General features: G+C 49.3%; 18 protein-coding genes and 1 pseudogene. 6 read left to right on the top strand and 13 right to left on the bottom strand.

Annotated elements, in window-relative coordinates:
• Positions 1-68: 68 nt before the first annotated feature.
• Positions 69-821: an SDR family oxidoreductase gene (locus RW092_RS09470; protein ID WP_316010071.1), complete on the bottom strand. Its 753-nt coding sequence runs from the start codon at positions 819-821 to the stop codon at positions 69-71.
• A gap of 21 nt (positions 822-842) precedes the next feature.
• Entirely contained in the window at positions 843-1,655 is an 813-nt protein-coding gene (locus RW092_RS09475; protein ID WP_307719224.1) for an SDR family NAD(P)-dependent oxidoreductase, read from the bottom strand.
• A gap of 136 nt (positions 1,656-1,791) precedes the next feature.
• On the opposite strand from RW092_RS09475, the gene RW092_RS09480 reads away from it, so the two are divergent.
• Complete coding sequence (locus RW092_RS09480; protein WP_028538418.1) at positions 1,792-2,358, top strand: TetR family transcriptional regulator; 567 nt, start codon at positions 1,792-1,794, stop codon at positions 2,356-2,358.
• 145 nt (positions 2,359-2,503) lie between these two features.
• Positions 2,504-2,890, top strand: a complete 387-nt coding sequence (locus tag RW092_RS09485) for an ester cyclase (protein ID WP_016314499.1) — start codon at positions 2,504-2,506, stop codon at positions 2,888-2,890.
• Between the two features lie 57 nt (positions 2,891-2,947).
• On the opposite strand, the gene RW092_RS09490 is transcribed toward RW092_RS09485, so the two are convergent.
• Both RW092_RS09490 and RW092_RS09495 read right to left on the bottom strand, forming a co-directional pair.
• Entirely contained in the window at positions 2,948-3,424 is a 477-nt protein-coding gene (locus RW092_RS09490) for a phage tail protein (RefSeq protein WP_316010072.1), read from the bottom strand.
• Between the two features lie 21 nt (positions 3,425-3,445).
• The gene (locus tag RW092_RS09495; protein ID WP_016314501.1) at positions 3,446-3,931 is read right to left on the bottom strand and encodes a GyrI-like domain-containing protein; all 486 of its coding nucleotides are present in this window, start codon (positions 3,929-3,931) and stop codon (positions 3,446-3,448) included.
• 99 nt (positions 3,932-4,030) lie between these two features.
• On the opposite strand from RW092_RS09495, the gene RW092_RS09500 reads away from it, so the two are divergent.
• A complete protein-coding gene (locus RW092_RS09500) occupies positions 4,031-5,002 on the top strand; it encodes a helix-turn-helix transcriptional regulator (protein WP_316010073.1) in 972 nt (323 codons plus the stop codon).
• Here the strand turns inward: RW092_RS09500 and RW092_RS09505 are convergent.
• Positions 4,999-5,391, bottom strand: coding sequence for a nuclear transport factor 2 family protein (locus tag RW092_RS09505; RefSeq protein WP_316010074.1), 393 nt, complete (start codon positions 5,389-5,391; stop codon positions 4,999-5,001). The two genes, RW092_RS09500 and RW092_RS09505, sit on opposite strands and share 4 nt — an antisense overlap.
• A gap of 312 nt (positions 5,392-5,703) precedes the next feature.
• Here RW092_RS09505 and RW092_RS09510 point away from each other — a divergent pair, with 312 nt between their 5' ends.
• Together RW092_RS09510 and RW092_RS09515 are read left to right on the top strand one after the other, a co-directional pair.
• Positions 5,704-7,227 (top strand): MFS transporter, encoded by a 1,524-nt coding sequence (locus tag RW092_RS09510; protein WP_316010075.1) that lies wholly within the window; start codon positions 5,704-5,706, stop codon positions 7,225-7,227.
• 230 nt (positions 7,228-7,457) lie between these two features.
• On the top strand, positions 7,458-8,951 hold the full coding sequence (locus RW092_RS09515) for a peptide MFS transporter (protein WP_316010076.1): 1,494 nt from the start codon (positions 7,458-7,460) through the stop codon (positions 8,949-8,951).
• Between the two features lie 148 nt (positions 8,952-9,099).
• Here the strand turns inward: RW092_RS09515 and RW092_RS09520 are convergent, their stop codons facing one another.
• From RW092_RS09520 to RW092_RS23805, 8 genes and pseudogenes are all read right to left on the bottom strand, one after another.
• Positions 9,100-9,495: a VOC family protein gene (locus RW092_RS09520; RefSeq protein WP_316010077.1), complete on the bottom strand. Its 396-nt coding sequence runs from the start codon at positions 9,493-9,495 to the stop codon at positions 9,100-9,102.
• A 158-nt stretch (positions 9,496-9,653) separates the two neighbouring features.
• A complete protein-coding gene (locus RW092_RS09525; protein WP_316010078.1) occupies positions 9,654-10,559 on the bottom strand; it encodes a hypothetical protein in 906 nt (301 codons plus the stop codon).
• Positions 10,556-11,107 carry a GNAT family N-acetyltransferase gene (locus tag RW092_RS09530; protein WP_316010079.1) on the bottom strand — a complete coding sequence of 184 codons (552 nt, stop codon included), beginning with the start codon at positions 11,105-11,107 and terminating at the stop codon, positions 10,556-10,558. The genes RW092_RS09525 and RW092_RS09530 overlap by 4 nt, the downstream gene beginning before the upstream one ends.
• Before the next feature lie 137 nt (positions 11,108-11,244).
• Entirely contained in the window at positions 11,245-12,015 is a 771-nt protein-coding gene (locus RW092_RS09535) for an MgtC/SapB family protein (protein ID WP_016314508.1), read from the bottom strand.
• A 35-nt stretch (positions 12,016-12,050) separates the two neighbouring features.
• Positions 12,051-12,830, bottom strand: coding sequence for an endonuclease/exonuclease/phosphatase family protein (locus RW092_RS09540; RefSeq protein ID WP_016314509.1), 780 nt, complete (start codon positions 12,828-12,830; stop codon positions 12,051-12,053).
• Between the two features lie 46 nt (positions 12,831-12,876).
• Positions 12,877-13,665, bottom strand: a pseudogene (locus tag RW092_RS09545) (ABC transporter permease); the annotation flags it as partial.
• Positions 13,666-14,049: 384 nt separating this feature from the next.
• Positions 14,050-15,360, bottom strand: coding sequence for an MFS transporter (locus RW092_RS09550; protein WP_316010080.1), 1,311 nt, complete (start codon positions 15,358-15,360; stop codon positions 14,050-14,052).
• Positions 15,361-15,603: 243 nt separating this feature from the next.
• Positions 15,604-15,906: a CPBP family intramembrane glutamic endopeptidase gene (locus RW092_RS23805; protein ID WP_085170839.1), complete on the bottom strand. Its 303-nt coding sequence runs from the start codon at positions 15,904-15,906 to the stop codon at positions 15,604-15,606.
• On the opposite strand from RW092_RS23805, the gene RW092_RS23810 reads away from it, so the two are divergent.
• Positions 15,905-16,060 carry a response regulator transcription factor gene (locus tag RW092_RS23810; protein WP_084628839.1) on the top strand — a complete coding sequence of 52 codons (156 nt, stop codon included), beginning with the start codon at positions 15,905-15,907 and terminating at the stop codon, positions 16,058-16,060. The two genes, RW092_RS23805 and RW092_RS23810, sit on opposite strands and share 2 nt — an antisense overlap.
• Positions 16,061-16,221: the final 161 nt, after the last annotated feature.

Consider the following 16,221-nt stretch of genomic DNA (forward strand, 5'->3'; position numbering starts at 1 on the left):
CATATTGGACGGCCTTTCTGTCACCTTATTTAATATATGTTATGTCATCCCTCGGGGCATACCGCTCATTATTGAAGGGCACCGCCGCTAACTAACAGACGTTGACCACTCACATAGGAGGATAAGTCACTGGCAAAAAATTCAGCTACATTGGCCACATCGTCCAACGTGCCTAATCGCCGCATAGGATGGGCTTGGATAAGAGCATCTCTAAGTTGTGCTCGATCTCCCGGGTTTGTCCATAATCCCGCACCCTCGATAACCGTTGGTACGATCGTATTCACAGTGACCCCTCGGTATCCGATTTCCTTCGCCAGCGCCTCGACGAGATACATCGGTGCTACCTTGCTGCTGCCATATAAGGAGTACCCAGCCATAGCACTAGTGGTTGTGCTTGATGAAACATAGATGATGCGTCCGTTATCTGCTACGTGTTTGGCCGCTTCTTGAATGGTAAAGAATGCACCCTTGGTGTTGACTTGAAATAATCTGTCAAATTGTTCTTCCGTAATATCAACTGTCGGGATGTTTACAAGCTCTATACCGGCGTTCGCAACGACAATATCAATTTTCCCTAATTCCTGGAGTGCGATTTGGAACACTTTCCGGACCTCGGCTACTTGGCTGATATCAGCTTGAATAGCAATCGCCTTCACTCCGTATGCTTGCAAGCTGGAAACGGTAGCTTCTGCGGCAGCCTTATCACTCGTATAATTTACGGCAATATCGGCCCCTAAAGACGCATATCTTTCTGCGATGGCTTTACCGATTCCTCGTCCAGATCCGGTTATCAATGCGACTTTGTTTCTTAGGTTGGTCAAGAAATGCGCCCCCTTCTGAGATTAGAGAGACATGCCTCCTGAAACCTCAATACGTTGAGCATTAACCCAACGGTTCTCGTCGGACAGCAACGAAGCGATAGCCCCTGCAACGTCCTCTGGTTCCCCGACACGACCGAGCGCCGTCATTCCCCCGATCAGCTTCTTGAGATCATCATTCGTGCGGAGTCCGCTAAAATCTGTAGCGATCGCACCCGGCGCAACAACGTTGGCGGTGATTCCACGTGGTCCCAACTCTTTGGCCAAATACTTAGTGAGAACCTCAATAGCACCTTTCACGGATGCGTAAGCACCACTCTCCGGAACCGCAAAGCGTGTAAGTCCAGTGGAGATGTTTACAATCCGACCGCCATCATTGATAAGCGGCAACAGTTTCTGTGTCAGGAAGAAGACTCCCTTGAAGTGTACTTCGTACAAACGATCCAACTCTTCCTCTGTTGTCTTCTCGAATGAGTTATGGTGAGAGATCCCCGCGTTGTTTACGAGGTAGTCAAATTTGGTAGCGCCCATTTCTTTTAGCGCATCTTGTACATTTTGTACAAAAGCGTCAAAAGTACGGACATTGCTTGCATCAAGTTGTAGGGCGATTGCCTTACGTCCGGTTTCTCGGATCTCGGAGACAACTTTCTCTGCTTCTTCTTGATTAGAACGATATGTGAAGATTGAATCGACACCATGGTTTGCAAGGGCTAAAACAGTACTTCTGCCAATACCCCGACTTCCCCCTGTGACGATAGCAATCTTTGGATTGGTTTGTGTCATTGTGCATTCTCTCCATTCTTCATTGGATTCACCAGATAGTTTATCCAGTATCACTAGTCATCATCCTAGTAGGCGACACTACATTAACTAACTGGTTGGTTATATAATAATACTAATTAACTAGTTAGTCAACTGTGTTTTTATGATATAATAAATCCTAAATCCAGGCTTCAATAAGGAGGGGCACCCATTGAGAAACGCTGAGGCAACAAGAGAGAGGATCATGGAGGCTGCTTTGGATGAGTTCTCTGCCTATGGTATTGCTGGAGCACGTGTTGACCGCATTGCTAAAAACGCGGGTTGCAATAAGAATTTAATTTACGTTTACTTTGAGAATAAAGAAACGCTATTTACAACCGTCCTCGAAAGACACTTAACACGTGTTTATGAGGAAATTGATTTCACGCCCGAGGATCTTGCGGGTTATGCCAAAAGAGTATTCGATTGGGCGATGACAAATCCACAAATTGTAAGGTTAATGTCATGGTATAGTTTAGAGCGGAAAGAAGACACGCTATCCGAGCGCGCCTCCGTGCGTGACAAGAAAATCAAAGCGATCATGAATGCACAAAACGAAGGTCTGGTGGGAAAGACATTCACTCCCGGCTTTCTTTTGACTGCCATCATGGCTTTAGCAACTGCCTGGACGCCAACTCATCCTTTCGGGCCTTCGCACGACCCGAATGCTGTGAACTTTCCGACGGAAACGAGGGAAGCTATTGCTAAGGCCGTTCGTCTGATTGCTAAAGGTGAATAAGTTGATATTCTGCTTCACAACCACCAGCAATTAGGGCCCCCGATTGGGGGCTTTTTTTATGACCGTTTTGCATCCGTACGAAGTTCGTTGAATACAATAACTCGGATTGAGGGTGTTGAATCTGGACAGAAAGGATGTCACTTCCGTGGAATTTCTGTTGAAAGCCATCTACCGAGAATATATCAGCAGTTTGAATAAACGGGACTTGTCACAACTGGGCCGATTTGTGCATGAGGATGTTCGCTATAATGAGCAGCCAATCGGCTTAGCCGGTTACCGCCAAATGCTGGAGGGCGATTACCGAGATATTCCGGATCTCTATTTTAATATCGATATTCTCGTTTGTGAGCCGCCCTATCTTTCGAGCCGCTTACGCTTTGATGTCACACCTAAGGGGCAATTTATGGGTTTGCCGATCAATGGACGAAGCGTGTTGTTTTATGAAAATGTCATTTACAAGTATGAAGGCGGAAAAATCAAGCAAGTGTGGTCCGTCATCGACAAAGCCGCGATTGAAGCCCAAATTTCTTGATTTCGCCCGGTGTTGCATCAAGAAGAAAAGGCCGCTCAACGTTGAACGGCCCTCCTGTCAGTTATATGAATACTCGCCCTTAATCACGAAGAACGAGCCCCGGATCGTACCGGCCAATTTCGACTTCTGCCGGGCAAATTTGAACTTCTTCTCCTCCAGCTCCTTCGGAACCTCCATGCCTTCAGACAGCTTAAAGCCCACGGCCCGTTTCTTTGGATCGTCCAGGGTGTACATGACGTTAACCCCTAAGCCGTCCTCGTAGAAGACGAAAGCCCACCGGATGTTTTCGACTTGAAAAAACGACGTCTCTAACGGCTTGGCCGCAAACTCGATGCCCCGTTCTTCTTTTAAGATCCGGTTCACGTAATCCAGGGTTTCCTGGCTTTCGCTGGCTGGCTCAACCGTAAACACATGCTTATATTTGTTCATAAAATAACGCGCCTCATTGGCTCGCAGTCCGGCTAATGCCTCTGCTACAGGAGAGGATTCTAAACCGACAGTAGATACATTTTTGAAATCAACGACATTGGACATGCTTGCCCCTCCTCTTCTTCTCTATTTCCTTACGACAGGGATCCACATTTCTCCCGCGACGCGGCCATTCGCTTGTTCCATCAAGACGGCGGTGTTAGGCCCGCCAACATAAGCAACTTGATTCAGTTCCGGCAGAACTTGGCCAAAAGCGATCCCCGCCAGCTGATTACTTAGTTCATCCGGCGCGGTGCCTTCCCCTTTGACAATTACGTACTCTCCCTTCGGGAACTGAATGACCCGGGAGCCTTCGGCATTCGGCAGCGTTTCACGGCTAAGTACGCCAACGTAATACATCATCTTGTTATTAACCGCTTCGTTGACGGTAAAGACATAATCGTTCTCCGCAATCGCTTTAAGCTGGTTGAGTCGACCGTCCTCAGTGACGGCTTGCCAGAAACTCGATTTTTCCTGATTGATGCCGGCAAAATCCGTGTAATGACTTTTTAATTCTGTGCCCAGACCAAAGACCGTAAAGCTGTCCTTCTCTTCCAAAACATAATTCGCCATGTTTTAAAACCTACTCTCTTTTTAAATTTGTTTTCTGTTCTTGATGGGTTTATCATAACTTTAAATCATGTCAAAAAATGAACCTGTTTAGGAGTCACGATGAAAAAAGTTGAACGGATTAACACCATCATGCGTTATATCAACAATCGGTCCCACTTTACCATCACGGAAATTATGCAGGAATTTAACATCTCCCGCTCGACAGCGATCCGAGACATCCGCGAAATCGAAGCTTTAGGAATGCCGCTCGTTGCTGAGGTTGGACGGGACGGCGGTTATTCGGTGATGCACAACTCGATCCTGCCTGCCGTGCGGTTTACGGATAACGAGGTCAAAGCGCTGTTCATCGCCTTCATGGCCACCAGAAACGCCCAGCTTCCTTATCTCAAGAGTCGCCAATCCTTAGCCGAAAAATTGCTGGGGCTGATCTCGAAAAACCAACAGGACGATCTCCTGCTCCTGGATGAAATCCTGCTCTTTGAAGGGACCAACCCGCATAATCCCGATCTATTGGAGCTTTCGGACCTTCCCCATCCAATACTGGAGAAGCTGATTCAACACCTGCTCATCGACAGCTATTTATGGATTACCCTGGAAGAAGGCGATGGAATCAACTCGTATCCGGTTTTTCTGTTGCACCTTTATCGTGAGAGAAGTCTGTGGTGGATGGAAGTATTGGATTTACAGGAAGAGAAGAAACGAATGTTCTCCGTCGACCAGCTTACTCAAGTCGAGCTCTACTCTCCCAAGAAACGAATGAACCGAAAGAAAATTCTGGAGCTCCTTGGCAAGCAAGAGGAAGCATACAACCTGATCCTGGAACTCGGCCCTCATGCCATTGCCCAGTACAAAAAATATCATCCCTTAAAAGCATTCATTTCCTATACCAATCCGTATCAAACCACCGCCATGCTGAAGATGGTTGTCCAAGTCAACGAACCCGAGGAACTCTCCGAGACGATTCATTGGCTGCTGTTCCTGGGGGAAGATTTGAAGTTCCGAAAAGTGCCGAAGGAAGTCTTGGAAGGATTGCACAAGAGAGGCAAAGAAATGGAGAAGCTGAACTTCTAAAAGCGCTCAAAGCAATCGTAATTGCGCTGACGATAGATTAAACCGTCCTGAAATTCAAATACACAGCAAAAATAAGCTTTAAGGGGCTGCCCGGTTTTAAAGGGGCCGACGTCGGCGCCAACTTCGGCTGTCCAGACCACTTCTGTGATCACCGTATCCTCCAGTTCGTACGCGCGCTGAATATCGTAGTTCTGGGAAGCCAGAAGCTTAGCCCCGCCCGGCATCCGTTGAAATAGGGTTTGCCAATCACTGACCGTGAGTTGGGCCGTCAACAGATTCGGATACTCCGTTTGTTCAATGTCCGGGTGAAGAATCCCGACATAATCGGCTTCTGCCGTTCGGAATTGCTCGGTTAAACGAAAGTACTGTTTCACAACATCCAACTTCATTGGCGTCCCAACCTTTCCCCATGGATCTCGAAATGAGCCTAATATGTTACAGCTTCATTTTACAGTAAAGGATAAATCAGGGGATAGAGGGAATTTGGTGGAATCAGTCTTCTTTATCTACATTCGAGGGTATTACAAATCAGGTAAGATTGGGGTTACTCTCCCGATCCTGCCTTTTTTAGCGCATGAGACGGGTTCGTTATGACTAAATATCGAATATGGAAGCGGCCAATGCCTTCGGGTGTCGACAGCATCCTGACGATGCGATGGGCGAAAAACAAAGCCCTCAAAAAGCGACAAGGAGGTCACGGGATGAAGATACTAGATAACCGATTGAACCCATCACGGCATCCGGGGTTAATCTTGGCGTGCGTGTGCGCCTGTACCGTCCTGGTCGTGGGCCTGGTCGCCGCCACCAATCTGGCCGTACCGATCCTCGCCTCCAGCAGCCTGCATCCGAGTTCATCCGAGCTGCTCTGGATCGTTGATATTTATGTCATCTTATTCGCGTGCCTCGTGATCCCGGGCGGCGCAGCCGGTGATCGATTTGGGCGTAAGGGCATTCTGATCGCCGGGCTTGTCACCTTCGCAGTCGGCGCGGCGATTTCCGCTGCTTCGGCCAATGTGACCAGCCTGCTGCTGGGACGTGCGATTACTGGGGTTGGTGCCGAGCTGGTGCTCCCCAACTGCGTTGGGGTGCTGGTACACGCAACCGCACCGGACCGGCGCGTCCGCGCGCTCGCCATCTGGGGGATGACCACCGGCTTGGGGGGACTTGTGGGCAATATCGCCGGAGGAGCCTTGCTGGCTGCCGGTTCATGGAGGGCTCTGTTCTGGGGCATCGTGCCGTTCGCGCTTCTCCTCGCGCTATGGACATCCCTTGCCGTTCAACGAAGCGAGCGCAGCCCCCGCGGTCTAGATCCCGCCGGCACCGTTTTACTTGTCGCCGCGATGGTCGCTCTCCTAATCGGCATTATTGGGGGGCCGGAATACGGTTGGAACAGCTCGTTGGTCATCACCGCATTTACGGTCAGTGTGATCCTCGGCGCGATCTGGGTCGCGGTTGAGCTAAAGGTCCGTCACCCTGTGCTGGATCCCCGTCTGTTCCGGATCCTCCTGCTCAGCACTGCCAGCCTAGGGATGCTCGTGCTGTTCTTCGGCAGCTTCGGTCTGTTCTATCTCAATGCCTCCCTTCTTCAGTATGGACGTGGTTATTCTGTACTCCAAGCGGGGTTTGCTATCGTTCCCATCTCGATCCCCATGATGTTCGGAACACGATTCGTTCCCGATCTGGTGAAACGCATCGGCATCCCCGCAACGCTGTCGGCTGCTTTCCTTGCCGTCAGCATTGGCTTATTCGGCTTGGCGTCGGCCGTCTACCAGCCTTATCTCGCTTACGCGGCTTGGTTGGTCCTGATCGGGGTCGGCATTGCCCTTGCGCTGCCCTGCTTGACCGCAGAGATCACGTCGGCCTTGCCCGCCGAGCAGGCTGGCGTCGCCGGGGGGCTTCAATCGGCGACCCGGGAACTCGGGAGCGCCCTTGGCGTCGCGATCGTGGGTACGGTACTCACTGAATCCTTTACCCGGCATCTTCCAGTAAATTTTCAGCAAGATGCCGTCCCCCATACAGTCGCAGATGCGATTGCAGCAGCCCCTAATCAACAAGCCGCCATCATCAGCGCCTTCGTCTCGGGAGCTCAATCCGCGCTGCATGTCGCTAGTATCATTACGTTCCTCATCGGCATTCTTGTCGTGGCGGCAACCTTTCGAGCCAGCCGTCACTTGCCCGATCAGGGCCTAAATGCAGCAGGTTCAACGACCGCTCCCAACAGATAGCACATACTGTCCCACAGGAGACCCCCAAAATCAAATCGCCGTCCAGATCCAAGCAGGATCGGGGACGGCGATTTTTTTCAACAAGGCTCCAATGATCTGGTCAAGATGAAACCTATCTTACAGTTAAGGTCTGCCATCTTATGATATACTATATTTTCCGTATCCAGTTGAAAATGGCTGATTCGGGGTATTCTTATATAGTGATTGCCGCTTAGGGAGGAAATGACAGCATGACGGATTTAAACAAACAGCAAGTTGTGGAGAGTGTTCCGCAACGAGGATTTTTTGGACATCCCAAGGGATTGTTCACTTTGTTCTTCACAGAGTTTTGGGAGCGATTTTCCTATTATGGCATGAAGGCCATTCTAACCTACTACATGTATTACGAATTAAGTCGAGGCGGACTTGGCATGGAGGAGAGCGTGGCCCTTGCCATTATGTCCATCTACGGCTCCCTGGTGTACATGTCCGGTATTATTGGCGGTTGGTTCGCAGATCGGATCTTCGGGGAGTCGAGAGCCATATTTTACGGCGGCATCCTCATTATGCTGGGACACATCGCCTTGGCGATCCCGGGAAGCGTCCCGTTGTTCTTTGTATCCATGGTGCTTATCGTCTTGGGGACAGGCCTACTGAAGCCTAACGTATCGAGTGTGGTCGGGGAGCTTTACAGTAAACATGACCCGCGCCGGGATGCAGGATTTAGCATCTTCTATATGGGGATCAACCTGGGGGCGTTTATCGCTCCGCTGATCGTAGGCACCGTCGGTCTGGATTACAATTTCCACCTAGGCTTCGGCATTGCCGCCGTGGGGATGTTCCTGGGGCTTGCTATTTTTGCCTTCACGCGTAAAAAAAATCTCGGCCTCGCCGGCACGATCGTACCTAGCCGGCTTTCACCGGCGGAACGCAAGAAAGTATTCCTGCAAATCGGCCTCGGTGTATTGCTTCTTGCGGTGATTGTCGCTATTACCATCCCGCTGGGTTGGCTAACCTTCGAATCGTTTATCGTGATCGTTGGCATCCTGGGGCTCTTGATCCCTACTGCCTATTTTGTGGTCATGTACCGCAGTCCACGCACAAGCAAGGTGGAGCGCTCCAGATTGATCGCGTATATTCCGCTGTTTATTGCGGCGATCATGTTCTGGGCGATTCAAGAACAAGGCTCGACTATCCTGGCGAACTATGCTGATAAGCGGACGCAGTTGGATTATGCCGGATTTCATATTTCACCGGCTTGGTTCCAATCCTTAAACCCTTTATTTATTATTACACTGGCCCCGGTCTTTGCCTGGTTCTGGCTCAAGTTGGGCAAGCGGCAACCTTCGATTCCGAAGAAATTCGCGTTGGGCTTATTGTTCGCCGGCTTATCTTTCCTGGTGATTCTGTTGCCGGCTTACTTTGGCGGCGAGGACTCCTTGGTGAATCCGTTATGGCTCGTGCTGAGTTATTTCATTGTGGTGCTGGGAGAATTGTGCTTGTCTCCAGTAGGGCTGTCGGCGACGACCAAACTAGCGCCTTCTGCCTTCTCTTCCCAGACCATGAGCTTATGGTTCTTGGCCAGTGCGGCGGCCCAAGCGATTAATGCGCAAGTGGTGAAATTCTATTCGCCGGCCACCGAAATGGCGTACTTCGGGGTCATTGGGGGAATCGCGATTGTCCTCGGCATCCTTCTCCTCGCCCTCTCTTCGAAAATTCAGGGGTTTATGAAGGGAATCCATTAACTCAGGGATTGGGGTTATAGGAGGAACATAAATGCATCCAAATCGCTTGGAGGAGCATTTGGCAAGGATGGCTTAATCGGAACTTCCTGAGGACATGATCATCCCCACACGGGAAGCAACATCTGCCATGTGGGGATGAAGGGGAGGTTTAAAGCAACTGGGCGATTTCCCATACGTAACCGTCCGGGTCGGCAAAACAAGCTGTCCGTCGTCCCCAGGGACGTGTGATCGGACCATTGAGCAATTTTACACCCTGCTGTTCGAGTTGAGTAGAAACCCGGTCAACGTCCGACACTTGGATCGTCAACAGAAATCGCGCCCCCTCTCCTGTCCGAGCCACCTGAGCCGGCTCAATCAATTCAGAGGCATTCTGTTGGTTTAAGAGATTGATGCAGGTGTTACCATAATCAAATACCACACAATCCGCGTCTTCATAATGAATCGCCAGCTGAAACGCCTCTTGATAAAACGCCTTCGACCGCTGTAAATCTGCTACAAACAAGGTGATTTCGGTAATTGGGTTCACCCCTCCCGATGTCTCCATGTTCCTCAGCTCCTCACGACTAGTATTCCTGCTACTCCTCTATTTAGACGTAATTCAACTGCATAACTCATCGGTCATTGGAGACGAGAAGGAGATAGGAGTTCGTCTTTTACGAAAAGAAGTTCTCCGACATTGAATTTCATTTACCACCATCAGATTTAGACCGAGAGGGGGATAGGGACTATGTGATTGAGCGGCTGGCTCGCCTCCTGCATGAGCTCAATCTTCTCTTTCTCCCGCAGGTCTTGGATTCGAATTTGTTCGGAGGCCTTCGCATACGCTTCCCATACCAACACGCTGTCCGCTTCTTCCCAAAGGGTCATATATTCGTTCTCCACCAGATTGTAGAGCCGGCTTTTCTTGATGAGATTGTAAGTGAAGAAGTCGTTGGCTGTAATCCGATGATCATCTTCATCCCGATTATGCATATAAGGGCCGGTCACAATATGTAAATCGACTTTGTAGGTATCGCTAAATAAAGGCTTCTGCGTAAACCGCACCTCGCATACTTCCTCAACCGGACGACCCGCCTCCCGGCAAGCTTTGGCGATCGCGCTGAACACTTTGCAGTAATTGTCGATGACGCGGTCATTTTCACCATAGACTGATTTGAACCCGTCCATCCAAGGAGGGGAGATCAGCAGCTTCAGATTGGCGCCTTGTTTGATCGCCTGCGATAGGCTGGGGGCAATTTTACTCGTCAAAATTAATCGATATCCGGAAACCCAGACTTCCCTGTCGCATGATTTCAACAGATGCTCAAGCAACTGCTGCTTATTAAAATGAAGATCATTGATGCCGAACTCGTGAATCCCTTCGAGGAGCTTGTCGTTTTCAAGGTTTTTATATTTCACATAAATATCCGAGACGAGCTGGAAGATCGAGGCGAGCAGCGAAGTGGCACAAGCCAGCGCTAACTCCGGGACGAAACGGCTCTCTCGCAGCGGTGAAACATAGATGAGGATGGACCCCGCCACGCTGACAGCTAACATAATAACGACATACACATTGTTGTGAAGCTTGTACGCCTGGAGCTTCTGCCAGATGGATCGTCTGCTATTCACGATGTTGGTCCCTCCTGTAGAGCCTTGCGATAATAGACTGTGTCCAGGCCAGGCCCCCGTCCATCTTGAATACGTTGGACTTCCCGCATCCCTATTTTGTGCAAGACTCGAATGTGGCTGTGATTCGTTGACCAAGTTCTCGTCATGATCGGTCGGTTCTTCTGCTGAGCGATGGCTTCCAGCTCTCCATATAGGCGCGTCGTCATGCCCTGGCCGCGATAGGCTTCATCAACAATGACGGTCGTTACATAGATCGTCTCCACGCGCTCGTCCGCATGTTCAAACACATAATGAGGGCGAAATGACATAAATCCGATCACTTGCTCTCGATCCAGTACCAGCAAGAACGCCTGCTCCTTTAATTCATCAAAGTATCGCTTGGGTAAAGCCGTTGCCGCTGCACCAGCGGTCAGATCGGACTGATAAGTGTGCTCACGCGCGGATAAGGGCGGGACGAATGCATGATCGTAACGGCACAGCAAATCCCATACCCCTTCTAAGAGAGCGGGGTCCGTCAGCGTTTCATCATATCGGTATTGGATCGGCAAAGCGGGTTCACTCCTCTAGAGGTCCTAAGATGTATTTATCTATTATACTGCATCCTTTGTGAACTTTGGCGATTAATCATCGATTGAAAATAGTAAAATAGAGCTACCCCAAGAGGGATAGCTCTAAACTTTCAGGCTCACAGCGTTCTGGTGCCGGATATACTGGAATGCGCCGGATGTGACCTTAGCGCCTCAGCCGTTTCAAAGGAATGGATGCAATCCAGGGTAAGCAGCTTATCGAAGACCCGAAGCAGATCCTTCGAGCGCGGTTTATGCAGCTTGATTCGCAGCGTTCGCACGCTTTCACCTTCATCTTCCTGATCATCGTTCGGAGCCTCTAGAGACATATTCACAATGAGCAGTCCCTCCTGCTCGAACAACTCCGCAACCTTAGCGACGCCGCCCTCCTTATTCAGGATCCGAACGGTGACTTCATTTCGACTGCGTTTGTTGTGGAAGCTCTTCTCAAACTTATTGAGCAGCACCAGTATAATAATAACCAGTACCGTCACAAGCACCGCGCCAAAGAAGAACCCTGCCCCTACGCATAAGCCAATCGCTGCCACCACCCAAATGGAGGCCGCCGTCGTTAAGCCTGAAATACTGGAGCCGTTGCGAATAATCGCCCCCGCCCCCAGGAAGCCGATGCCGGACACCACTTGAGCCGCCAGCCGCGCCGGGTCCATCCGGACGTTATATTCGTTGGAGAAATCACCAAACCCATAGATGGACAGCAGCATAATCATCGTGGACCCTACGCAGACGAGAATATGTGTACGGAATCCGGCGGCATGGTTATGCCACTCCCGTTCTAATCCAATCAAGCCGCCCAACAGAAGCGAAATTACGATTCGCAGCGATAAGTCCACATAGGAAATGTTCCACAAACCCGCGTCAATCAGTTTCATTGCATAGACATCCCCTTATCTACTCGTCATGGTCACTACACGGGTGACACCTCGGCGATCACGGGATAATGATCCGAAGGATATCGGCCTCCATACAGCTCTCGATCCACCGTAACGTTCTGAATCTGCAAGTCAGGGGATACAAAGATATAATCAATCGGCTCTCCCGATTCTCCGCCTATAAAGTTATGAAACGTCGCTCCCACTTCCTTATTTTCCAGATGCAGAACAACGGAATAGGCATTTCGATATCCTTCCTGCTCCAGTCCTTGAATCACAGCGTTTGCCGGTTCAACGTTAAAGTCGCCCGTTAACACAACCGGAAGCCCCGTCTGCGCACGAAATTGCTTCATCCGTTCTCGAATTAACTCCATGCCTTTCTGTTGTGCTTCTTCGCTGATATGATCTAAATGCGTATTAAACGCAGCAAATTCTGCGCCCGCTTGCGACTTAAATGTCACCCAAGTGCACATGCGCGTGTTTGAAGTATTCCAGCTCTTCGTCCCAAGCTGTTCCGGAGTTTCCGACAAGCTGAAATGCCCCGCACTCCCTGCACTCCACTTGTTCTTTTTGTAAAAAATCGCAGTATATTCGCCTTGCTTCCCGCCTTCTCGCCCTTCTCCGATCCAAGCGTATTCCGGGAGTAATGGCTCCAAATCCGTAAGCATATCATGCAAACCTTCTTGAATGCCAATGAGGTCTGGATCGTGACGTTTGATCACTTCAGCAACCGCGCTGACACGAAATGGCCAGGCATTTTCCCCGTCGGATGGTTCATTGTATCTTAAGTTAAATGTCATAATTTTCGCCAACATTGAGTTCCTCCACTTCTGGAAACATCCACATAGATTCTAGTGATACTTAATTATCTTTATTACTTCTACCGTAAACAAAGTACATCGTAATTCCCGACATAATCATCAACACGACGGAATAAACCAGTGACATTGCACGGGCCGCAACCCCTGCTTCTGCGTCTGTACTGCTTTTGATCACAAGCCCCAGCGTCTGATACACAGGATGATATAAGAATACAGTTAAATCGTAATCATCCAGTATTTTAATAAAGTTAAGCGCCAGCACGGCAAGGGTGGACGGCAAAATGATTGGCAGCAGAACCTTTCTAAAGGTATAGAACGTCTTCGCTCCCAGGTTCTTGGAGGCATCCTCCAGATTACTGTCCAAGCTGAAGAAAGACGCTTTGACCATTCGCATGGTAAACGGGATATGAATAATGATATAACCAATCAATAGCATCCAAAGCGTCCCCGTAAGCACCGTATTCCCCGTCACTAAACGCGGAACATTATAAGTAACCACCAAGCCGATTGCAATCAGCGTGGATGGCAGAACCCATGGAATCAGCAAGGAATATTCCAGAGCTGCTGCCAGTTTACTATTCTTGTGTCTGTGCAAGATTCGAGATGCAAACAGAGCCAGGGCCACAACCGAAAAGGACGCTGCCGCAGCATACAGAATACTTACCAAGTAAGGCTTGAATGCACTCATCGTGGTAAACAAGCGGCCGTAGTTCTCCAAGGTGAATCTGTCTAAGCTGAGCGTCGCTGTCGCAATACTCTGTGAATCTGTAAAGGAAAATATCACGATCAGCGTTACAGGAATCAAGTAAATGACAAACAAGGTATATCCAATCATATGCGTGATCACATTGGCGACGCGATGATTTCCAATACCTTCTCCGCGACTTGCAAATACAGCTGTTGTTTCTCTCTTTTGGAAGTGCTTTCAGAACTCATGTCCGGACATTCCTTTATTATTTTTTAGTTGGTAAACCGCGCGTGCTCTACCAATCCGTTAGCTTAAGCTGACATAACCATACAATATGTCACTGACACATTCAATGATATTGAGATAAGGAATTTCGCATGAAATTATTGCCATTACGCTTTATTGAAATATGCTAGGTTTGAAGTTTTAGAGTCATTGACATATTTCAAGTCAAAAAGAAGACCCTGCACGAGACACCATGATTTCAGTGTCCCTTGCAGGGTACCCGCTAACGTCAGATCCTCTTTACTTTTGCTGTATAGGTGTACTTCGCAGCTCAGGAGTTCCGTTCTCCGGCTCTTCCCTTTCATAACTGGTATCATAATAAGTTTTCATATTCCGCAATACCGGGAACAGATACATCCAGAGTACAGCCACAACCAGTGTCCCGATTCCCCCAATAACGGTGGCAACCACGGCACCAAACCAATTGGCCATCGTGCCGGATTCGAATTCACCGAGTTGGTTCGATGTGCCGATAAACAGCATGTTGACCGCATTGACACGCCCCTGCATTTCAAGCGGCGTATTTAGCTGAACCAGCGTAGAACGAATGACGACACTGACCACATCTGAGGCGCCGATTAGGAACAGGGCGACCAGAGATAATACGAGATTTTTAGAGACGGCGAACAGCACGGTAGACAGGCCAAAGATCGCCAGCGAGATAAACAAATACTTGCTGATCGAATTTTGGATTGAATAACGGGTCAGAACCAGCGACATCAGCAATGCGCCAACTGCCGGAGCTGTCCGGAGCAGCCCGAGTCCCCATGACCCCGTATGCAGGACATCTTCAGCGAAGATAGGCAATAGTGCCGTAGCCCCGCCGAGCAAGACAGCAAACAAATCCAGTGAAATCGTGCCTAGAATAACTTTGCGCTTGAAGACAAAGCGCAGACCGTTCAGCAGCGAATCCATACTGATGGTTTCCAACTTCCGTACGGCACGCTTGACTTGGATGGAAAGAATCAAAAAGGCCGAAATCAACAAAGCCGCAATGGATGTGGTGTACACGACCGATGGACCGAAGGTCAGCAACAATCCGCCAAGGGCGGGGCCGATGATCGAGGCCGTTTGCCCTGCCGAGGCCGACCAAGCTGCAGCTTGAGGGAGCTCTTCCTTGTCTACGAGATCCGGCACCATCGCCGAGTTTGTCGGGTTCTCAAAAGACCTCGAGGCTCCAAGAATCGCAGCGGCAATCAGGATATGATGACCCTGAATCCAGCCGCCTAGCGTTAACACAAGCAACAGCGCCACCACAGCGCATTCTACAAGCTGGCAAATAAAGATGATTTTGCGGCGTTCAAATCGATCCGCCACTTGACCGGCGATTAAGGTAAGCAGCAGCATCGGAATAAATTCAGCCAGACCCACCAGCCCTAACTTAAAGGCATCATGGGTTAATATATACATTTGCCAGCTGATGGCAACGGTAAGCATCTGAAAGGACGTCGTTGTAAAGATCCGTGCAAACCATAACCGGCGATAAGAGCGGTTTGTTCGGAGAACGTTGGGTCTTGATGCGGTGATGATAAACCCCTCCTGTTGTATCATTTTGTCCCGTCTAGTGTAGCACACACATCTCTACTGCGTAAGCCATCTTGTGTAAGAATTGCAGGAGGGGATACAGCCGGTTCAACAGAACGGCATGGTCCCGATTAAGGGTTTCAAACGAATGAGAATTGCTGTCTCAACCCAAGGATCCGATCAGTTGACGCAGAATGCTCGGCCACCAAGAACGAGCGGGTATATTCGTGTACAGGGATCTTCAAGATTGACGCCTCCTGTCGCTGCTAATTAGAAGAAGAGCCCATTAGCAATATAAAAGTAAGCCAGCAGGTTAGCTGCAAAGTGGGCAAGCCAGGAGACCCAGACATTTCGGGTTTGATAGTATATGATCCCAAATACAAGACTATCTAAGAACACCGATATCAAATCGATCGACACGATTTGCACAGATCCCTGAGACACATGCATGAGCGCAAATATCATGGAGGTTAGAGGGATCGCAAAATAAGGTTTAACATACCAGTTGAGTCTTTCTTGCAGCAACCCTCTGAATAAAAAATACGGCTGAGTAAACTCGGTATACCTCGGGATTTTAAATTACTTATCAAAGGGCCTAACCTATAAAGAAATTGCAACCCAAATGCATTACTCAGAGGGAACTGTGAAAAATTATGTTTCCATCGTCTATTCCAAGATGAATGTCAAGAACCGCATGCAGGCGGTAAATAAATATCAAGAAGTGTAACGACAAACAAAACAGATTGCACAAAAATAAAGCCCCCGAGAAGATTCGGGAGCCGTATTAAATTATACCACCAAGATCAGCCCAAAACGTTACCTCCGACGCGCCCGTCAGTGTCAAGCTAGCGTGGGCAGTCATTTAAGATGCCTGGAACGCGAACCCCG

Origin of the sequence: Paenibacillus sp. 3LSP (assembly GCF_032465655.1) — a bacterium.
Lineage (GTDB): Bacteria > Bacillota > Bacilli > Paenibacillales > Paenibacillaceae > Fontibacillus > Fontibacillus barengoltzii.